Origin of the sequence: Staphylococcus sp. 11007852 (genome assembly GCF_011394325.1) — a bacterium.
Lineage (GTDB): Bacteria > Bacillota > Bacilli > Staphylococcales > Staphylococcaceae > Staphylococcus > Staphylococcus agnetis.
The window spans coordinates 1-16,282 of sequence record NZ_JAANBJ010000011.1 but is presented as its reverse complement, the minus strand read 5'-3'; the positions used below and the strand labels follow the sequence as shown (position 1 = coordinate 16,282).

Below are 16,282 nucleotides of genomic sequence, written 5' to 3'. Positions count from 1 at the left end.
ACTTTGAAGGCTATTATTTTTATCCTTATACGTTTAGCATTCAACTTATTATACACGCGCGGTGCTTTTACATTTTAATTTGAATGCTTGGCTAGCCCTTTCACATCGACATATTGTTCACCAATAAAATAGCTTCTTTCAGACTCACGAACTTTAGCCCAAGTCGTTCGCCACATATGGTTACGATTTTCAGCGAATAGATGGTAACCGAAATTACGAATTGGCTTTGGAATCAGCCAAACGCTCAGGGCTAACCATTTAAATTGTTTTAATTGATAAATAAGTTTGATAATTGCTGTAGATTGAAAATACAAGGATGATCCTTCTTGTAAAATCACACTATTATAGCTTAACACTTCTGGATGCACTTGTTGTAGCTGTTCACCAGCCTCGCTTTTTAATGGCACAAATTGATAATTTCTCGGTAAACCATGTCGAATTAACCAAATGACATAATTGTAACAATAAATACAACGATCATCATAATATACGATAGGCACTTGTATCCCCCCTCAATGGACTATTTATATATTTAATTGTAAAGTCATTGAATCAGTTTTAAAAACAAAACGCCTCTATGTATATTAATCTTAAGCTTACGTTAAGTTATATTTATGCTAGCGATTCTTGCTGTTTAAAATAGGCTTGTTCATCTTTAGATAATTTAATAATTTTAAAGCCAATAAATCCATATAGAATCGAAATGATTGGAACGATAAAATTTAATATAGCAAATGGTGCATACTCAACAACAGACACACTTAACGTTGAAGCGATAAAGACGCCACACGTATTCCAAGGAACAAAAACAGATGTGAGTGTCCCACCGTCTTCTAGTGCACGCGAAAGATTTTTAGGGTGTAATCCTTTATCGATAAATGTGGAAACATACATGCGTGACGGAACGATAATTGAGATGTATTGTTCTGAACATGTAAGGTTTGTGCCAAAACAAGAAACAATTACCGAAGCGATCAATGACCCCGTGTTTTTAGCGACTTTTAAAATTACGCTAATTAAAGCTTTTAACATACCTGAGTACTCTAATAAACCACCAAATGTCATGGCGACAAGTGTTAATGATATCGTATAGAACATGGATTCTAAACCACCACGGTTGAATAACTCATCAATTGTTTTGTTGCCTGAATCGATTTCATAACCAGTTTGTAATGCTGTAACCGCAGTCACCATAGAATCACCTTGTACAAAAATTTGTACAAAAAAACCTAGAATGATACCGACTACAATCGCAGGTAATGCCGGCACTTTTAAAGCAACAATAATAATGACTATTAGTGGCACTACAAGCAACCAAGGTGAAATAATAAATGCATTGTCTATCGCATTCATAATATTATCAATGCGACCTTGATTTAAATGATCACTTCCATACATTTGTCCCAAAATAAAAAACACGATAAGACTAATGATTAAGCCAGGTATTGTCGTATAAAACATATGGCGAATGTGTTCAAATAAGTCGACATTAGTAAGTCCAGATGCTAAATTTGTTGTATCTGAAAGAGGGCTCATTTTATCACCAAAATACGCACCAGAAATCACTGCACCCGCAACCATGCCTGGTGATAAACCCATACTAATCCCTATTCCCATTGATGCAACACCTACAGTAGCCATAGTAGACCAACTACTACCAATAGCTAATGCCACAATGCCACAAATAATACACACGACAGATAAAAAGTATGTAGGTGATATTAATTTTAAACCGTAATAAATCATCGCAGCGACAATACCACTACCGATCCACGCTCCAATGATAAGTCCTACTAACATGATAATAACAACTGCTGGAAGCGCGTGACGAATCCCCTTATACATCATCTCTTCGACTTCTTCCCATTTATAACCGTGACACATCGTAATAATAATCGCTACACATGTGCCGATTAGCAATGGAATATGTGGGGCTTGTTCTAGCTTAACCACCGTATATAACATCGCCCCAATCATTGCTACGAGCGTTAATAACGCAAACCAGACGTTAATCGGCCTTTTTTGAGTTTCCTTATTCATTTAAATCCCTCTCCCCTATGTTGATGTTATCTGAAAATTGAAAACGTTCACGCATATCATACTATTTTCTGTGAAGCGCTTCAAGGCGTTTAAGTATAAAAATTCAAATCATAATGATTACAGATACTTATAGGTTTCCCTTTAATATTAAAAAAGAATTAAATTGAACGTAAGGACATAAGGTAGGTTTATACATGCACTTTCGTCTCAAAGCGCTATACATCACCGCCTAATTTGTATAAAAAAGCTTCAAAATTCATTACAACATGAACTTTGAAGCTATCACTTAGGTGTGAAACACCGTATATATATTAGTTAGCCAGTCACTTTAAAATTGCTTTCCTATTCTTAACGATTATGTGGAGTGTTTCACTTGAATAATGCGTGCATATTTTAAAAATTGCTCAGAATAATGTTCTTTGACCTCTTGTGGCGTTAAATATGTCACACCGACAATATGCCAGTTCGGATTAAAGTAGTAATAAGAGTCTTTATTTAAACTCCATTTAACCATACTTCCATCTCTATGATATCTTGGTAATGTCATTTCATAACCTTCTAAAACGTTAATAAACATTTGGAAGATGTCCGGATCAATACGTTCAAATTGATCAATTACAAGATAATGACGGTCCGATTTAGGCATTAATTCCGTAATAAATCCTTCACGATAATACATTGCCCCTGTCTCGTTAGGTAAATAACGACCGTATAACATTTCTTCTGAAAAGTCAGGATGACCTGTTGTCATCACAGGTGTCGCATTTGCTTTTTCAACTAATGACTGCGCAGCCTTTAACCCTTCTGCTTTGTCGTTAGCTAATAAAAGTATAAATGGTTTAATGTCATCACTCGTACCTTCATTTGTCATTTGACCTACTGTTTCGAACTGACCTTTCATACCACCATTTTTACTCATTTCCATAATGGCTTCAAATTGGGTCGGTGTCAGTCCGGCAATCGCTTGTTTCGCATTCTCTTGAAGAAAATATAAGTTCTTCAGCTTAGGATGTTTATTTAAAGTTGTTAAACTTACAGGTTGAATATCTTCAATATATCGAATCTCAATAGCCGTACTATTTGTACGTCCAGCTTCAGGCGGACGTGTATGAATGTGATGAGAAACTTCTGCACGACCAATGACGGATTGATTACTATAACGATTATAAATGACAATCTGGTCTCCAACTTCTAGTTGCGTGTAATTATGATAGCCATTACGTTTAATACCGTTAACATTATGTGTATAAATCACATAAGTCTCATCAGGTTCAAAAGATGTCGTTTCAGCCATATAGAAGTAGCGTGGAATACTGACATCCCCTGTACCAAGACCTTTAATTAATTCAAATTCATCATATGAAATCTTATTAAATAAAGTTTCTTTCATATTACTAATTCGAAATTCTAATGTTTCACTTCGTTTTAAATACTCCGTAGTCAATGGTTTAAATGTCTCATTAAACTTGAATTGAACATGAATTTTATTTTGCGCACCTGTGATAACATTCGTAATTTCACCCCATCCAAGTAAACCTGCATCCGTTTGTACTTGATAAAATATGACTTTGTCACCGACTTTGGCTTGTTTAAACGCACGATACCCTTGAGATGGGTTAAATTGCGCGCCTGATTCAAATACAGCGGTTTGACCTACTAATGGTTCGTGATGATTCCAACGATTATATCCACAATTTAGCCAAAAATAATTCGTTTCTGCTGTCATGGTGATCGTGTTCTCCTCCATTTATTTTTTTACGTTCATCATTTTTAATGTAATGACTGTATTAACGTCACAATTCCGACGATGACAGGAAATACATTCACCATTATGCCACCTAATTTGAGCATGCCACTCATTTCAGGATTAGGCAGTGTCCATAGTGTCGCGATAATGCCGATTAATCCTATAATGACTGGAAATATATACGATGGAAATAATGGCACATTAAAAAATATTGTTGCACCCGAAATGAATCCACATATTAAAGCAATGTACAATCCTATTTTCATTTAAGTTGCACCACCTTATACATAGCTAATCATAAGTGTCAACTGTCCTTCAAATACATTATCCAAATCCTCAGCTGTTAAAATAAAATGATTGCCTTTTTCTATAGGATAAATTTCACCATCAGTGATGAGATCCCCTTGACCGTCTAACACTGACACTAAAACAAACTCACGTGGTTTCATATAGTTTAAGGTTCCATCAATTTCCCATTTCACAACTGTAAAGAAATGATTTTGTACAAATGTTGTACGTTTGTGCGTCTCGATGACCTCGACCGTTGGTAAAACGTTGGGACTGTCGTCACCATATCGAATAACAGCCTTACTCTTTTCAATATGAAGCGGTCTTAACTGCCCTTGATGATCACGTCGATCATAATCATAAATACGGTATGTTGTATCTGAAGATTGTTGCGTCTCCAATATCATAATACCTTCACCAATACCGTGAACCGTTCCTGCTGGTACAAAAAAGAAATCACCCGTTTGTACTGGCACACGTTTAAATAGATCGTTAAAGCGTCGCGCATCAAGCAACATTTCTAATTCCTCTTTAGTTTGCGCATGCGTCCCATAAATGATTTCAGCACCTGGTTTTGCATCTAAAATATACCAACATTCCGTTTTACCATACTCGCCATTTTCGTTTTCATATGCGAATGTATCATCTGGATGCACTTGCACGGATAGTTTTTGAGTGGCATCTAATATTTTAGTTAATAACGGGAACTTTTTTGTAGGAAATTCACCAAACAATTTTGGTTGCTCAGCCCAAACATCATCTAATGTCATCCCTTTAAATGGTCCATTTAAAATTTCATTTGCACCATGAGGATGTGCAGAAATTCCCCACACTTCACCTATATGATCGCTAGGTAATTCATAACCAAATTGTGTTAAGTTTGTGCCTCCCCAAAGACGTTCTTGGAAAACAGGTTTTAATATTAAAGGCATGGGGATACCACCTCGCATTCTTATATGTAATTTTCTATGTATCTTCCATTAATAACAAGCTTAGTTATAAAGTGATTGTATCACAATTAAAAACAGCGTGCCTATGTATCTCACAGAAAATGAATCTCTCACTTTTTCTCCTTAGCACACTGTTATTATTTTTGTTATTCAACGATAAAATTTTCAACTAATGTTTGACGTACTTCTTGTAAATGATCAATCATTTTTTGTGCTGCTAACGTTTCATTCTGCTGTGTAATCGCTTCAAAGATAGCGGTATGTTCATTAAAGAGTTTTTCCATGCGCTTTTGACGACTATACAGATATATATGACGTGTCCCCTTCATCGTTTGTTGAATTTTATCAGCAATATTATTCAAAAGTTCATATAAATATTGGTTATCAGATGCACGTGCGATTGCAAGATGAAATTTTAAATCCGCAACTTCTCCTGACGTATCATTCTTAATTGCACGTGCCATTTCACTTAAAGCATCTTGCATTTCTTTTAAATCAGCATCTGTTCGTCGTAGTGAAGCTAAACTCGCAGTTTTAACTTCAACGGCTTCACGTAGCTCTAAAATATCTTTAACGCGCTTTTGCGTCAATGTTTGATTACTAAAATCAAATAACAACGGATGTTTTTGTTTCACAAACGTGCCATACCCATGTTTGATTTCAATAAGACCAATCATTCTTAATGCATTGAGCGCTTCTCTCATAGACGCATTACTGACACCATATGTTTTTGAGAGTGCTTGAATCGAAGGAAGGCGTTCACCTTCTTGTAACTTTCCTTCGTCAATTTGTTCAATTAAGTCATTTGCTATTTGCTCGTAAATCTTTTGGCTTGAAATCTTCATCCCCCATCTCACCTCATGTTTATTTTAACAAATTACAAGCTTTCACGCTCATGAAATTATATGCTACCTTGGAATGGAATGATGTTCATAATTATTAAAAAAAGATATCCACATGGAAAAAATTAGTTTACAATAAAAATAAACTATACATACCGTATTGATTTTCAAAATCAATATATTTTGATATTGTGTAAAGTATTGAAAGGAGTGCTATACGTTGTTTACATTCACAAAAAAATTCTGGCACAATTCTAAATCTCAAAGAGGAACACTTTTATTAGCTAATTTTGTAAACTTTATTATACTTGCATTAATTGCATCTTTGATAGTGGTCCCATTTTTAGTTTTATTGCAAAGCTTCTATATGTCCGCAATGATGGGTCAAATAGATATTAATAGTATCATTTTTCTTGTTATCGCATTCATAGTACTTGGAAGCTTACTCTTCATCTTTTTAATGTATCCACTTTTAACTGGGTCAATCCGTACCTTTTACAACGTTTTACAATCAGAAAAACGCCTTAAAATCACGGATATTTTTAAAACATTCACTGGTGGAAGATGGTTAAAAGCTGTTATAATAGGAGTTTTTGTACTTTTAACCATTTTCCTAATCATTGTGGCAAATGGTTTATTTGAACAGTTGTTAAATATAATCACTGAAAAGATTATATCTACACTTGATATATCTGACCCTAATTTTACGTTAATTATGATTGTTAAATTAATTATTTCACTTCTTTTAAGTATTGTACCTTTGTTTGGATTTATCTTCATCATTAATATGACGACTGCTTTTGTTGAAGACCCTCAACGCAAAATTGGTGAAATTATTAAATTAGGTTGGAAGACTATTTTTAATAAGCAAAAGACATTTCTTAAATTCTTTATCGGAATTATAATCATTAATTTACTGGTATTACTTTTATCTATCCCTACACAAATCTTACAACGCTTTTTAATTGAACAATTATCATATGACATGATTCAATTCGTAAATGGCGTTATTTCAATCATTTTTGCTTTAATACGCTTCATATTCTACTTTGTCATTGCAGGTACTGCAGTCCAATATTTTATGAATTTTGGTAAAAAAGAAGCATAAACTAAATGTAACAGCCTTCAATATTCAGATCATATGAATATTGAAGGCTTATTTAATGATGATTCGTCTATTCAATTATAATAAATATTTTTCTAGAAACAATGCGGCGCCATCCTCATTGTTATCAAATTCTGTTTCATATTGTGTCAGGGATTTAATGTGAGGTTTCGCATTCTTCATTGCTACGGTATAAGCTCCCACTTCAAACATTGTACGATCATTATCACTATCTCCCATTACCAACGTATGCCCAATGTCGATATTGTAATGCTCACACATTTCTTTAATTCCCGTACCCTTATTAATGCCATATTTCATCGTCTCAACATTATTATGTGTCGAATTCGATACTTCTATTTTAAGCCTATCTTGTTGTTGATACATTTCGTTTCTAAACGCTTCAATCGTTTGAAGCTCGGGATGAAAAAGATAAATTTTCGAGTATGCTAATCCTTGTGGTATCTCATGCCTCCATGTTAACTTGCCTTTTATGGCTTCATGACGTGACAACCATTCACTTTCCGCAACTTGCTGTGGCTTACCACCTTGAACCATGTTTAACATCCAAGTCTGATCTTCAGTAAGCGCAAAACGTGGTTCATTAAATGGAAACACTTCATAATAAATTCCAGCTTTCTTAGCGACATCTACAATAGATTTAACTGCCGCTTCACTCAAATCATGTTCAAATAACACTTTATCATTGATATGTCCAAGTGTGCCATTAGATGAAATAATACCATCAAATTTTAAGCCTTCAGGTATTAACATATGAATTTCTTCATACGCACGACCCGTGGCTAGAAACACACGATACCCCGCTACCCGAAGTTTTGAAATCACGTCAGCAGTAGTTTTACTAGCACGATTATTTTCATGTAAAAGTGTGCCATCCATGTCTAAAAATATAGCTTTAACCTTTTTCATACATACTTTCCTTTCAATCCGATGTTATCTATATTGTGTCATGTTTAGTAAAACGAATCAATGTTATCAATCCAAAACATTATAAACGTACAATTTGATAACGTTGGTGGTGATGATATACTTTGACAGGCATATTGAATAGTTTTGAAAGGTGATGGCCATTTATGACGTCATCAATGTCACCTTTAGCATGGATTTCACCCTCTTTTAACAATAACGCATGTGAAATATTTGAAGAAATTTCTTCAATAAAATGTGTGACATAAATCATTGCTGTTTCTGGATAATGGTAAAACATACGCTTTAATGTATCTATAAATTGTTCACGCCCAACAAAATCAAGCCCATTTGTAGGTTCATCTAACACTAAAACTTTGGGCTGGTTAATGATTGCACGCGCCAACAACACACGTTGTTGTTCACCTGAGGAAAGTTTCCCAAGTGGTTGTGTTTCAAATTCTGAAATATTAAGTTGTTCTAAGAGACGTTTCGCTATAGTCATTTGATCTTGAGTTGGTGTAAAGTATAAACCTATTGTTTGTGGTATACCACTATGTACCACATCCCGTACGAGCTCATTAGGGTCAAATTTTGCCGAAAGTTCACAAGAAATATAGCCCATTTGTGTTCTAATCTCATGTGCCGAATAACCATCTTCACCTGGCTGATGTCCGAAAAGGTTGACATTCCCACTCGATGCAAATTCATACGCGTTAATAATGTTAAGCAATGTTGTTTTACCTGCACCATTCAGTCCATAAACGAGCCAATGCTCACCACGATTCACTTGCCAGTCAATGTGTTTTAAAATCTCTCGACCTTCTATTTTTTTCGAAACTTGATTTAATGAAATTAACATTGGCATCACACCTTATTTAACATATTACACTCATCGTACCAAAATCCATGGCATTTTGCATATAAAAAAGACGGCTGAACGCCGTCTTCATGGGTTAAAGCGTATTATTCAACTGTAACTGATTTTGCTAAATTACGTGGTTTATCCACATCTAAATCACGGTGTAATGCCGCATAATAAGAAATAAGTTGTAACGTTACAACAGATACTAACGGTGTAAGTAAGTCATGTACACGAGGGATGACATACGTATCCCCTTCTTTTTCAAGGCCTTCCATTGAAATAATACATGGATGTGCACCACGTGCTACAACCTCTTTTACATTACCACGAATAGATAGGTTAACACCTTCTTGCGTAGCTAATGCGATAACTGGTGTACCATCTTCAATTAACGCAATCGTTCCATGTTTTAATTCCCCACCTGCAAATCCTTCTGCTTGAATGTAAGAAATTTCTTTTAATTTTAATGCACCTTCAAGACTTACATTGTAGTCAACTGTACGACCAATGAAGAATGCATTGCGCGTTGTTTCTAAGAAATCTGTCGCAATTTGCTCCATTTTAGGTGCGTCATCTACGATAGTTTCAATAGCTGTAGTCACTTTCGCTAGTTCGCGTAATAAATCAATATCCGCTTCACGACCATGTTCTTTCGCAACAACTTGAGAAAGAATAGATAATACAGCGATTTGAGCCGTATACGCTTTTGTTGAGGCAACCGCAATCTCTGGACCAGCATGTAATAATAACGTGTGGTCAGCTTCGCGAGATAATGTTGAACCTGCAACATTCGTAATCGTTAATGATTTATACCCAAGTTTCGTCGTTTCTACTAAAACTGCGCGACTATCTGCTGTTTCTCCAGATTGTGAGATATAAATAAATAATGGATTCTCTGATAGTAAAGGCATATTATAAACAAATTCTGATGAAACATGAACTTCTGTAGGTACGCCTGCCCATTTTTCAATAAACTCTTTACCTACTAAACCTGCGTGATAACTTGTACCAGCCGCAATAATATAAATTCTGTCCGCAGCTTGGACATCTTTAATGATTTTCGGGTCAATTTTCAAGTTACCTTGCTCATCTTGATACTCTTGGATAATACGACGCATTACAGCTGGTTGCTCATGAATTTCTTTCAACATGTAATGGCTGTATACACCTTTTTCAGCATCTGAGGCATCAATTTCAGCAGTATAGCTCTCACGTTCGATTTTATTACCTTCTAAATCTTTAATTACAACATGATTACGTTGTACAAGTACGATTTCTTGGTCTTTTAATTCCTTATATTCACTAGTAACTTGAATCATCGCCAATGCGTCTGAAGCAATGACATTAAAATCATTACCTATACCAACAAGTAAAGGTGATTTGTTTTTAGCCACATAAATTGTATCAGCATCTTCACTATCTAATAAGCCCAGTGCGTAAGATCCGTGTAATAAACTAATTACTTTCGTAAATGCATCTTCAGTTGATAAACCTTCATTAGAAAAATGCTCAACAAGCTGAACAATGACTTCAGTATCTGTATCTGATTTTAAATCAACATTGGGAATGTATTGTTGTTTTAACTCTTCATAATTCTCAATAACACCATTATGAACAAGTGTAAAACGTTCACTTGAAGACTGGTGTGGGTGTGAATTTTCATAGCTAGGCACACCGTGTGTCGCCCAACGTGTATGACCAATACCTGTTGCCCCGTCACCAGCTTTTTCAGCTTCTTTACGTAATTCTGCGATACGACCTTGTGCTTTCGTTACCGTCACACCTTCGCTATCACGTGTTGCGATACCTGCTGAGTCGTAACCACGATATTCTAATTTTTCAAGTCCTCGTAATAAAATTTCTTTCGCATTTTGCGATCCAATATAACCTACAATTCCGCACATAATTATTTTCCTCCACATTGAAATAACGGTGCTTAGACATATCAATGGTTAAGGTCATCATTCTGCTTTAATGATGAGACTTAATCATTGAATAAAAGCATCGTTTTTCTATTACTATTTTTAAAGCATATAATTGGCGATCTTATTAACTTTGTCCAAAAAGTCACCTTTTCGATTTAATTAATAAGCTAACGAATGAGCCACATCCGGGATAGCATCCGCCGAACTAATTCGATCACTATCCTCCTCGTCTACAAGTCAGTCACTAACCGCAATTACCTTCTGTTATTAAGATATTGCGTTTCGTTAAATCATTAACTTGTGCTGGCGCTTTTATTGTTGTACCCTCTATCCTCCTTCCTAAACAATATAACTTATTTTACACTTTAATCTTGATGCAATGCAAATAATTGTTGGTCTACTTTTAAAATTCCTTTAAGAAATAATTAAGTGTCAATCCTAATAAATGATTTGGTAAATAAATGTACATTTTAAATAAAACCAGTGAACAAGGTCATGTTCACTGGTTTTATGTTATAATCCCATTTTCGCTTCAACTACATCGGCAATCGTCTTAGCAAAACGTTCGGCATCTTCATCTGTTTTAGCTTCAACCATTACACGAACAAGTGGTTCTGTACCAGAAGGACGCACTAAAATACGACCTTCACCATTCATTTCACTTTCAACCTCTTGCATGACTGCTTTAACATCGGCATTTTGCTCAACACCATGTTTATCAGAAACACGCACGTTGACGAGTGATTGTGGATATTTTTTCATTTGTGCTGCAAGTTCACTTAAAGATTTACCTGAACGTTTCACAACTGCAGCTAATTGTATCCCTGTTAAAAGACCGTCACCAGTCGTGTTGTAATCCATCATTACGATATGACCAGACTGTTCTCCGCCTAGATTATAATTACCACGACGCATTTCCTCAACAACGTAACGGTCGCCAACTTTTGTCTTATTAGAGGCAATGCCTTCATTTTCTAAAGCTTTGTAAAAGCCTAAGTTACTCATTACTGTAGAAACAATCATGTTATCATTTAATTCATGATTTTTGGCCATTTCTTGACCAATTATAAACATGATTTGATCACCGTCAACAATGTTACCATATTCATCAACCGCAATTAAACGGTCCCCATCACCATCAAATGCTAAACCAAAGTCTGCTTCAGTCTCACGCACTTTTTCAGCTAAAGCTTCAGGATGTGTGGAACCTACACCATCGTTAATATTATAGCCATCTGGGTTACAACCCATCGTAACAGTGTCTGCTTCTAAATCACCAAATAGAAATGGTGCTAATGAAGCCGTAGAACCATGTGCACCATCGAGTGCAATCTTAAGACCTTCTAGGTTCACATCTACAGTAGACTTTAAATAGCTTAAATACTTTTGTGCTCCTTCAAAATAATCTGAAGTATGCACGATTTGATTCCCTGTAGGTCTTGGTAAATCAGGGTGATCTTGATCTAAAAGTGATTCTATTTCATTTTCTTGTTCATCCGATAATTTAAATCCGTCGGAGCCAAAAAATTTAATCCCATTATCTGCAACTGGATTATGAGATGCAGAAATCATAACACCTAATTCTGCTCCCATTTCTCTTGTTAAATAGGCTACACCTGGTGTCGAAATGACACCTAAGCGCATAACTTCAGCGCCTATTGATACGAGACCTGCAATTAATGCATTTTCAAGCATTTCGCCTGATACACGTGTATCTTTACCTACAAGTACACGTGGATGGTCTTTATGTTGATTATGCGCTAAAACATAACCTCCATATCGTCCTAATTTAAATGCAAGTTCTGGAGTTAACTCTTGGTTGGCAACACCTCTTACACCGTCTGTACCAAAGTATTTACCCATATTTCATTTCTCCTTTTATCTCATCGTTAATTTACTTTAATATTCGCTTCCACCGTAGAAGGTTTTGCATGTGTTACACCAGGTGGTAAGTCTAGTTTAACTTCCCTATTTGTCGTTTCTGAAACACCATTAACGTCCACATGTGCAGTGATATCTTCAATGTCTTCGAGGTCTTTACGATTGCCATATATTTCTATGGTATCTTTATTAAGACTCACACCAGAAATCGTTGTACCGTCTTGTGGATTTCCTTTTCGTATAACTTTAACTTTTACTTTTTTATGATAGGGTTCCACATCGACCGTCAAATCTACTGAAGAAGGCACAATCTGAACATCTAATTTATTCATATTTTTATCAAATACAGCTACTTTTGCTTGAGCAGTTGTTTTTTCGGAGATGCCATTATCATTGGTGTAACTTGCTTTTGCAAAAGCGATTCTATCAAGTTGTTCTTTACCACCCACAACTTTAACAGTTCTAGGTGACACCGATTCATCTTTAATTTTATAATTCGGATCCACAGCATATGGACTTGTGTTAGGTTCAACTGTGATCATTCTACTTTCTTTCTTTTCAATTGAAAGCGATGCTTCTTTCGGATAGACACGATAATTGATATCTTTATCTAAACCGCGCACTTGAAAGTCAACCGAATGTTCACCTGGACTCGCATCTGAAACATCTAATGTCACTTTATAATCCTCAATTTTTTGGGCTTGCAAAATTTTAGACTGTGGCCCACTCAATTCAACATCTACACTGTCCGGAGCCCCTGATACGTATAAATTTTTATTATTATTAATGACTTCAACAGGTACATTTTTTATCGTTTTATTACCATCATTCGAAATACGATCTGTACTAAAAGATTCACCAAACACATTATTCACAGAAAGAAAAAGCAATAGCGCGAGGATAAATGCAAAAAAACGTAGTCCCCATTTAGATTCAAACATTTAATTCACGCCCTTCTTCGTAAAATGTGATCCAAACCAATGTTCAGTTAAAAGTTCCTCAAAAGCTTCAATAGAGATATCTTTACGTAATTTCCCATCAAATGTGACAGAGATTGATCCTGTTTCTTCAGATACGATTACTGTAAAAGCATCTGAAACTTCAGAAATACCTACCGCAGCACGATGTCTAGTTCCTAAACTTTTCGCAATTTTAGGGCTATCTGATAAAGGTAAATAACTTGCTGCTGTCGCAATTTTATCTCCTTGAATAATCATCGCACCATCATGTAACGGTGTATTAGGAATAAACACGTTAATCAATAACTCTTGTGAAATATCTGAGTGCATCGGAATACCTGTTTCTATGTAATCTTGTAATCCGGTCTCTTTTTCAAAAACAATTAAAGCGCCAATACGTCGTTTTGCCATGTATTGAACAGATTTAGAAACTGATTCAACAAGCTTAGGCACTTCTACTGAAGATGTCATCGCATAACGTTTGAACAAACTCCCTCTTCCAAGTTGTTCTAACGCACGTCTAATCTCAGGTTGAAAAATAACAATAATTGCAAGGAATCCCCATTGCATGACTAAATCAAATAGTCTTGAAGTCGTCGTTAACTGTAAATATTCACTGATACCTTTACCTACTAATATAAATAAAATTCCCTTTAACAACTGAATTGCTTTCGTTCCTTTAAAAACAGTGATAAGTAGATAAATGACATACCATACAATTAATAAATCTAGAATACCAGTGATGACCTCAAGCGTACTTAAGTTTTGAAAGAGGTTAGAAATTTGCATAGCATCTCCTCCGGTAATCTATTCCCATATCCCATATTATACCAAGCAAACTAGCCACTGTCATATACCAATATTATGTTCCATCAAATTTCTATATAAAAATCATGAGGGGTTAACCTTGTTAGCTTAACCCCTCATGATTCCAATTCACCTTTTTATATGTCTATAGCAAACTCTCTCCAAAGAACGAGCCTAATAAAGCGACGGCTTGTTCTGCAGTTTTATTACCTACATCTAGTAAAGGATTTACTTCGACAAGATCCATTGAAGTAATAAGACCTGATTTTTGTAGTTGTTCTAGTGCAAAGTGACTTTCTCTATACGTAAGACCTCCTAACACTTTTGTCCCAGTACCTGGCGTTTCCTCTGGGTCTAATGCATCAACATCTAAAGATAAATGAACGCCATCAGTACGATCTTTTAAATAATCAATCGTTTCACTAATGACCTTTTTGATTCCCATTTCATCAACTTCTGCCATCGTGTACGTTTTAATTTGATGTTTTTTAATATACTCACGTTCGCCAAAGTCTAAATCACGCATTCCAATTAATACAATATTTTCAGGTTTTACTTTAGGTGCAAATCCTCCAAGTTGCACTAATGCCTCTTCTCCTTCTCCTGCTAATACACGAAGTGGCATACCATGGACATTACCAGAAGGTGACTCCTCAGGAAGGTTTAAATCACCATGTGCATCATACCAAATAATACCTAATTCTTTATAATGTTCACTGACTCCAGAAATTGAACCAATTGCTAATGAATGGTCGCCACCGAGAATAACTGGAAAATGATTATTTTCAATACTCTCAGAGACTTTATTCTTAAGAGTTTCTGAGAACGTCAAGATCTCATCATAATTTTGTAAACCCTGTTGTTTTGAATGAAACTTCTCTAAGTCTACTTGTGGTGTATCAACATTACCGCTATCAATGACAGTATGACCAATACGTTTTAACCGCGCAACGGCACCTGCATATCGAATTGCATCAGGACCGAAATTGACACCTAGTTTTTTTTGACCAAAAGTCGTAGGTGCACCAATAATTTCTATCGTTTTATTCATACGTATGACCCCTTCGAATTATTGATTGTATCACATCATCCCCTATGTCGATGCATACAACCTTATGCTCATCATAAAGCTTCATATATGCTTAATCAAGCGCCAGTATAGGAATCATACGGTCCTTCTATTTATTGATATTAAGTAAAATGAATGATTATCGATACATTTACTTACCATACTATGATTTATGCATAAAAATGCGTCTTTTTATACACATTACTTTTTTATTAAATAATAAATAATAGTAGTTCTCATGTTTGGAGTTCGTGCACAATGCACTCACTATAGTAGATTGCAGTTGACTACATTAAAAAACGGTCAGCGAGACTCATCACTAACCGTTAAAACAATATAGAATAAAAAAAGACCTTATCCAAAGATAAGGTCAGTAAGTGAGCCATAGAGGATTCGAACCTCTGACCCTCTGATTAAAAGTCAGATGCTCTACCAACTGAGCTAATGGCTCTTATGGCTGGGCTAGCTGGATTCGAACCAGCGAGTGACGGAGTCAAAGTCCGTTGCCTTACCGCTTGGCTATAGCCCATCAATGGTGGAGGGGGGCAGATTCGAACTGCCGAACCCGAAGGAGCGGATTTACAGTCCGCCGCGTTTAGCCACTTCGCTACCCCTCCAGATATGCTTTTCATAAAATGGTGGAGAATGACGGGTTCGAACCGCCGACCCTCTGCTTGTAAGGCAGATGCTCTCCCAGCTGAGCTAATTCTCCATCTATGAATGACCCCTACGGGACTCGAACCCGTGTTACCGCCGTGAAAGGGCGGTGTCTTAACCGCTTGACCAAGGGGCCATGGCTCCACAGGTAGGACTCGAACCTACGACCGATCGGTTAACAGCCGATAGCTCTACCACTGAGCTACTGTGGATTAATCTT

At 36.0% G+C, this 16,282-nt stretch carries 14 protein-coding genes and 6 tRNA genes; 1 reads left to right on the top strand and 19 read right to left on the bottom strand.

Features of this window, described 5'->3' with window-relative positions:
* Positions 1-74: 74 nt before the first annotated feature.
* From G8Y85_RS03180 to G8Y85_RS03155, 6 genes are all read right to left on the bottom strand, one after another.
* Positions 75-500: a thiol-disulfide oxidoreductase DCC family protein gene (locus G8Y85_RS03180; protein ID WP_060551560.1), complete on the bottom strand. Its 426-nt coding sequence runs from the start codon at positions 498-500 to the stop codon at positions 75-77.
* A gap of 112 nt (positions 501-612) precedes the next feature.
* Positions 613-2,040, bottom strand: a complete 1,428-nt coding sequence (nhaC, locus tag G8Y85_RS03175) for a Na+/H+ antiporter NhaC (RefSeq protein WP_103345577.1) — start codon at positions 2,038-2,040, stop codon at positions 613-615.
* Positions 2,041-2,395: 355 nt separating this feature from the next.
* A complete protein-coding gene (locus tag G8Y85_RS03170; RefSeq protein ID WP_060551562.1) occupies positions 2,396-3,766 on the bottom strand; it encodes an EVE domain-containing protein in 1,371 nt (456 codons plus the stop codon).
* Between the two features lie 44 nt (positions 3,767-3,810).
* On the bottom strand, positions 3,811-4,053 hold the full coding sequence (locus G8Y85_RS03165; RefSeq protein WP_060551563.1) for a hypothetical protein: 243 nt from the start codon (positions 4,051-4,053) through the stop codon (positions 3,811-3,813).
* Positions 4,054-4,068: 15 nt separating this feature from the next.
* Complete coding sequence (gene manA, locus G8Y85_RS03160) at positions 4,069-5,007, bottom strand: mannose-6-phosphate isomerase, class I (RefSeq protein WP_103345578.1); 939 nt, start codon at positions 5,005-5,007, stop codon at positions 4,069-4,071.
* Between the two features lie 164 nt (positions 5,008-5,171).
* Positions 5,172-5,870: a FadR/GntR family transcriptional regulator gene (locus G8Y85_RS03155; RefSeq protein ID WP_060551565.1), complete on the bottom strand. Its 699-nt coding sequence runs from the start codon at positions 5,868-5,870 to the stop codon at positions 5,172-5,174.
* Between the two features lie 217 nt (positions 5,871-6,087).
* On the opposite strand from G8Y85_RS03155, the gene G8Y85_RS03150 reads away from it, so the two are divergent.
* The gene (locus G8Y85_RS03150) at positions 6,088-6,975 is read left to right on the top strand and encodes a hypothetical protein (RefSeq protein WP_165805416.1); all 888 of its coding nucleotides are present in this window, start codon (positions 6,088-6,090) and stop codon (positions 6,973-6,975) included.
* Positions 6,976-7,050: 75 nt separating this feature from the next.
* Here the strand turns inward: G8Y85_RS03150 and G8Y85_RS03145 are convergent, their stop codons facing one another.
* From G8Y85_RS03145 to G8Y85_RS03085, 13 genes are all read right to left on the bottom strand, one after another.
* Positions 7,051-7,902 (bottom strand): HAD family hydrolase, encoded by an 852-nt coding sequence (locus tag G8Y85_RS03145; RefSeq protein ID WP_165805415.1) that lies wholly within the window; start codon positions 7,900-7,902, stop codon positions 7,051-7,053.
* Positions 7,903-7,981: 79 nt separating this feature from the next.
* Entirely contained in the window at positions 7,982-8,761 is a 780-nt protein-coding gene (locus G8Y85_RS03140; protein ID WP_165805414.1) for an ABC transporter ATP-binding protein, read from the bottom strand.
* A gap of 104 nt (positions 8,762-8,865) precedes the next feature.
* Positions 8,866-10,668: a glutamine--fructose-6-phosphate transaminase (isomerizing) gene (glmS, locus tag G8Y85_RS03135; RefSeq protein ID WP_107401135.1), complete on the bottom strand. Its 1,803-nt coding sequence runs from the start codon at positions 10,666-10,668 to the stop codon at positions 8,866-8,868.
* 534 nt (positions 10,669-11,202) lie between these two features.
* Positions 11,203-12,552 (bottom strand): phosphoglucosamine mutase, encoded by a 1,350-nt coding sequence (gene glmM, locus G8Y85_RS03130; protein WP_165805413.1) that lies wholly within the window; start codon positions 12,550-12,552, stop codon positions 11,203-11,205.
* Between the two features lie 26 nt (positions 12,553-12,578).
* Positions 12,579-13,511 carry a CdaR family protein gene (locus tag G8Y85_RS03125; RefSeq protein WP_165805412.1) on the bottom strand — a complete coding sequence of 311 codons (933 nt, stop codon included), beginning with the start codon at positions 13,509-13,511 and terminating at the stop codon, positions 12,579-12,581.
* The gene (cdaA, locus tag G8Y85_RS03120) at positions 13,512-14,318 is read right to left on the bottom strand and encodes a diadenylate cyclase CdaA (protein WP_037568037.1); all 807 of its coding nucleotides are present in this window, start codon (positions 14,316-14,318) and stop codon (positions 13,512-13,514) included. It abuts the gene before it with no gap.
* 163 nt (positions 14,319-14,481) lie between these two features.
* Positions 14,482-15,387, bottom strand: a complete 906-nt coding sequence (gene rocF, locus G8Y85_RS03115) for an arginase (RefSeq protein ID WP_107365881.1) — start codon at positions 15,385-15,387, stop codon at positions 14,482-14,484.
* A gap of 396 nt (positions 15,388-15,783) precedes the next feature.
* Positions 15,784-15,856, bottom strand: a tRNA-Lys gene (locus G8Y85_RS03110).
* Positions 15,857-15,859: 3 nt separating this feature from the next.
* Positions 15,860-15,934 (bottom strand) — tRNA-Gln (locus G8Y85_RS03105).
* A gap of 4 nt (positions 15,935-15,938) precedes the next feature.
* A tRNA-Tyr gene (locus G8Y85_RS03100) sits at positions 15,939-16,022 on the bottom strand.
* 19 nt (positions 16,023-16,041) lie between these two features.
* A tRNA-Val gene (locus tag G8Y85_RS03095) sits at positions 16,042-16,117 on the bottom strand.
* 9 nt (positions 16,118-16,126) lie between these two features.
* Positions 16,127-16,198: transfer RNA gene (locus tag G8Y85_RS03090), tRNA-Glu, on the bottom strand.
* A gap of 1 nt (position 16,199) precedes the next feature.
* Positions 16,200-16,274 (bottom strand) — tRNA-Asn (locus tag G8Y85_RS03085).
* Between the last annotated feature and the right edge of the window lie 8 nt (positions 16,275-16,282).

Bases quoted from the DNA above. Each gene is read 5' to 3' on its own strand.
- nhaC (WP_103345577.1), bottom strand. From the start codon at position 2,040: ATGAATAAGGAAACTCAAAAAAGGCCGATTAACGTCTGGTTTGCGTTA.
- G8Y85_RS03170 (WP_060551562.1), bottom strand. From the start codon at position 3,766: ATGACAGCAGAAACGAATTATTTTTGGCTAAATTGTGGATATAATCGT.
- G8Y85_RS03165 (WP_060551563.1), bottom strand. From the start codon at position 4,053: ATGAAAATAGGATTGTACATTGCTTTAATATGTGGATTCATTTCGGGT.
- manA (WP_103345578.1), bottom strand. From the start codon at position 5,007: ATGCCTTTAATATTAAAACCTGTTTTCCAAGAACGTCTTTGGGGAGGC.
- G8Y85_RS03155 (WP_060551565.1), bottom strand. From the start codon at position 5,870: ATGAAGATTTCAAGCCAAAAGATTTACGAGCAAATAGCAAATGACTTA.
- G8Y85_RS03145 (WP_165805415.1), bottom strand. From the start codon at position 7,902: ATGAAAAAGGTTAAAGCTATATTTTTAGACATGGATGGCACACTTTTA.
- G8Y85_RS03140 (WP_165805414.1), bottom strand. From the start codon at position 8,761: ATGTTAATTTCATTAAATCAAGTTTCGAAAAAAATAGAAGGTCGAGAG.
- glmS (WP_107401135.1), bottom strand. From the start codon at position 10,668: ATGTGCGGAATTGTAGGTTATATTGGATCGCAAAATGCGAAAGAAATT.
- glmM (WP_165805413.1), bottom strand. From the start codon at position 12,552: ATGGGTAAATACTTTGGTACAGACGGTGTAAGAGGTGTTGCCAACCAA.
- G8Y85_RS03125 (WP_165805412.1), bottom strand. From the start codon at position 13,511: ATGTTTGAATCTAAATGGGGACTACGTTTTTTTGCATTTATCCTCGCG.
- cdaA (WP_037568037.1), bottom strand. From the start codon at position 14,318: ATGCAAATTTCTAACCTCTTTCAAAACTTAAGTACGCTTGAGGTCATC.
- rocF (WP_107365881.1), bottom strand. From the start codon at position 15,387: ATGAATAAAACGATAGAAATTATTGGTGCACCTACGACTTTTGGTCAA.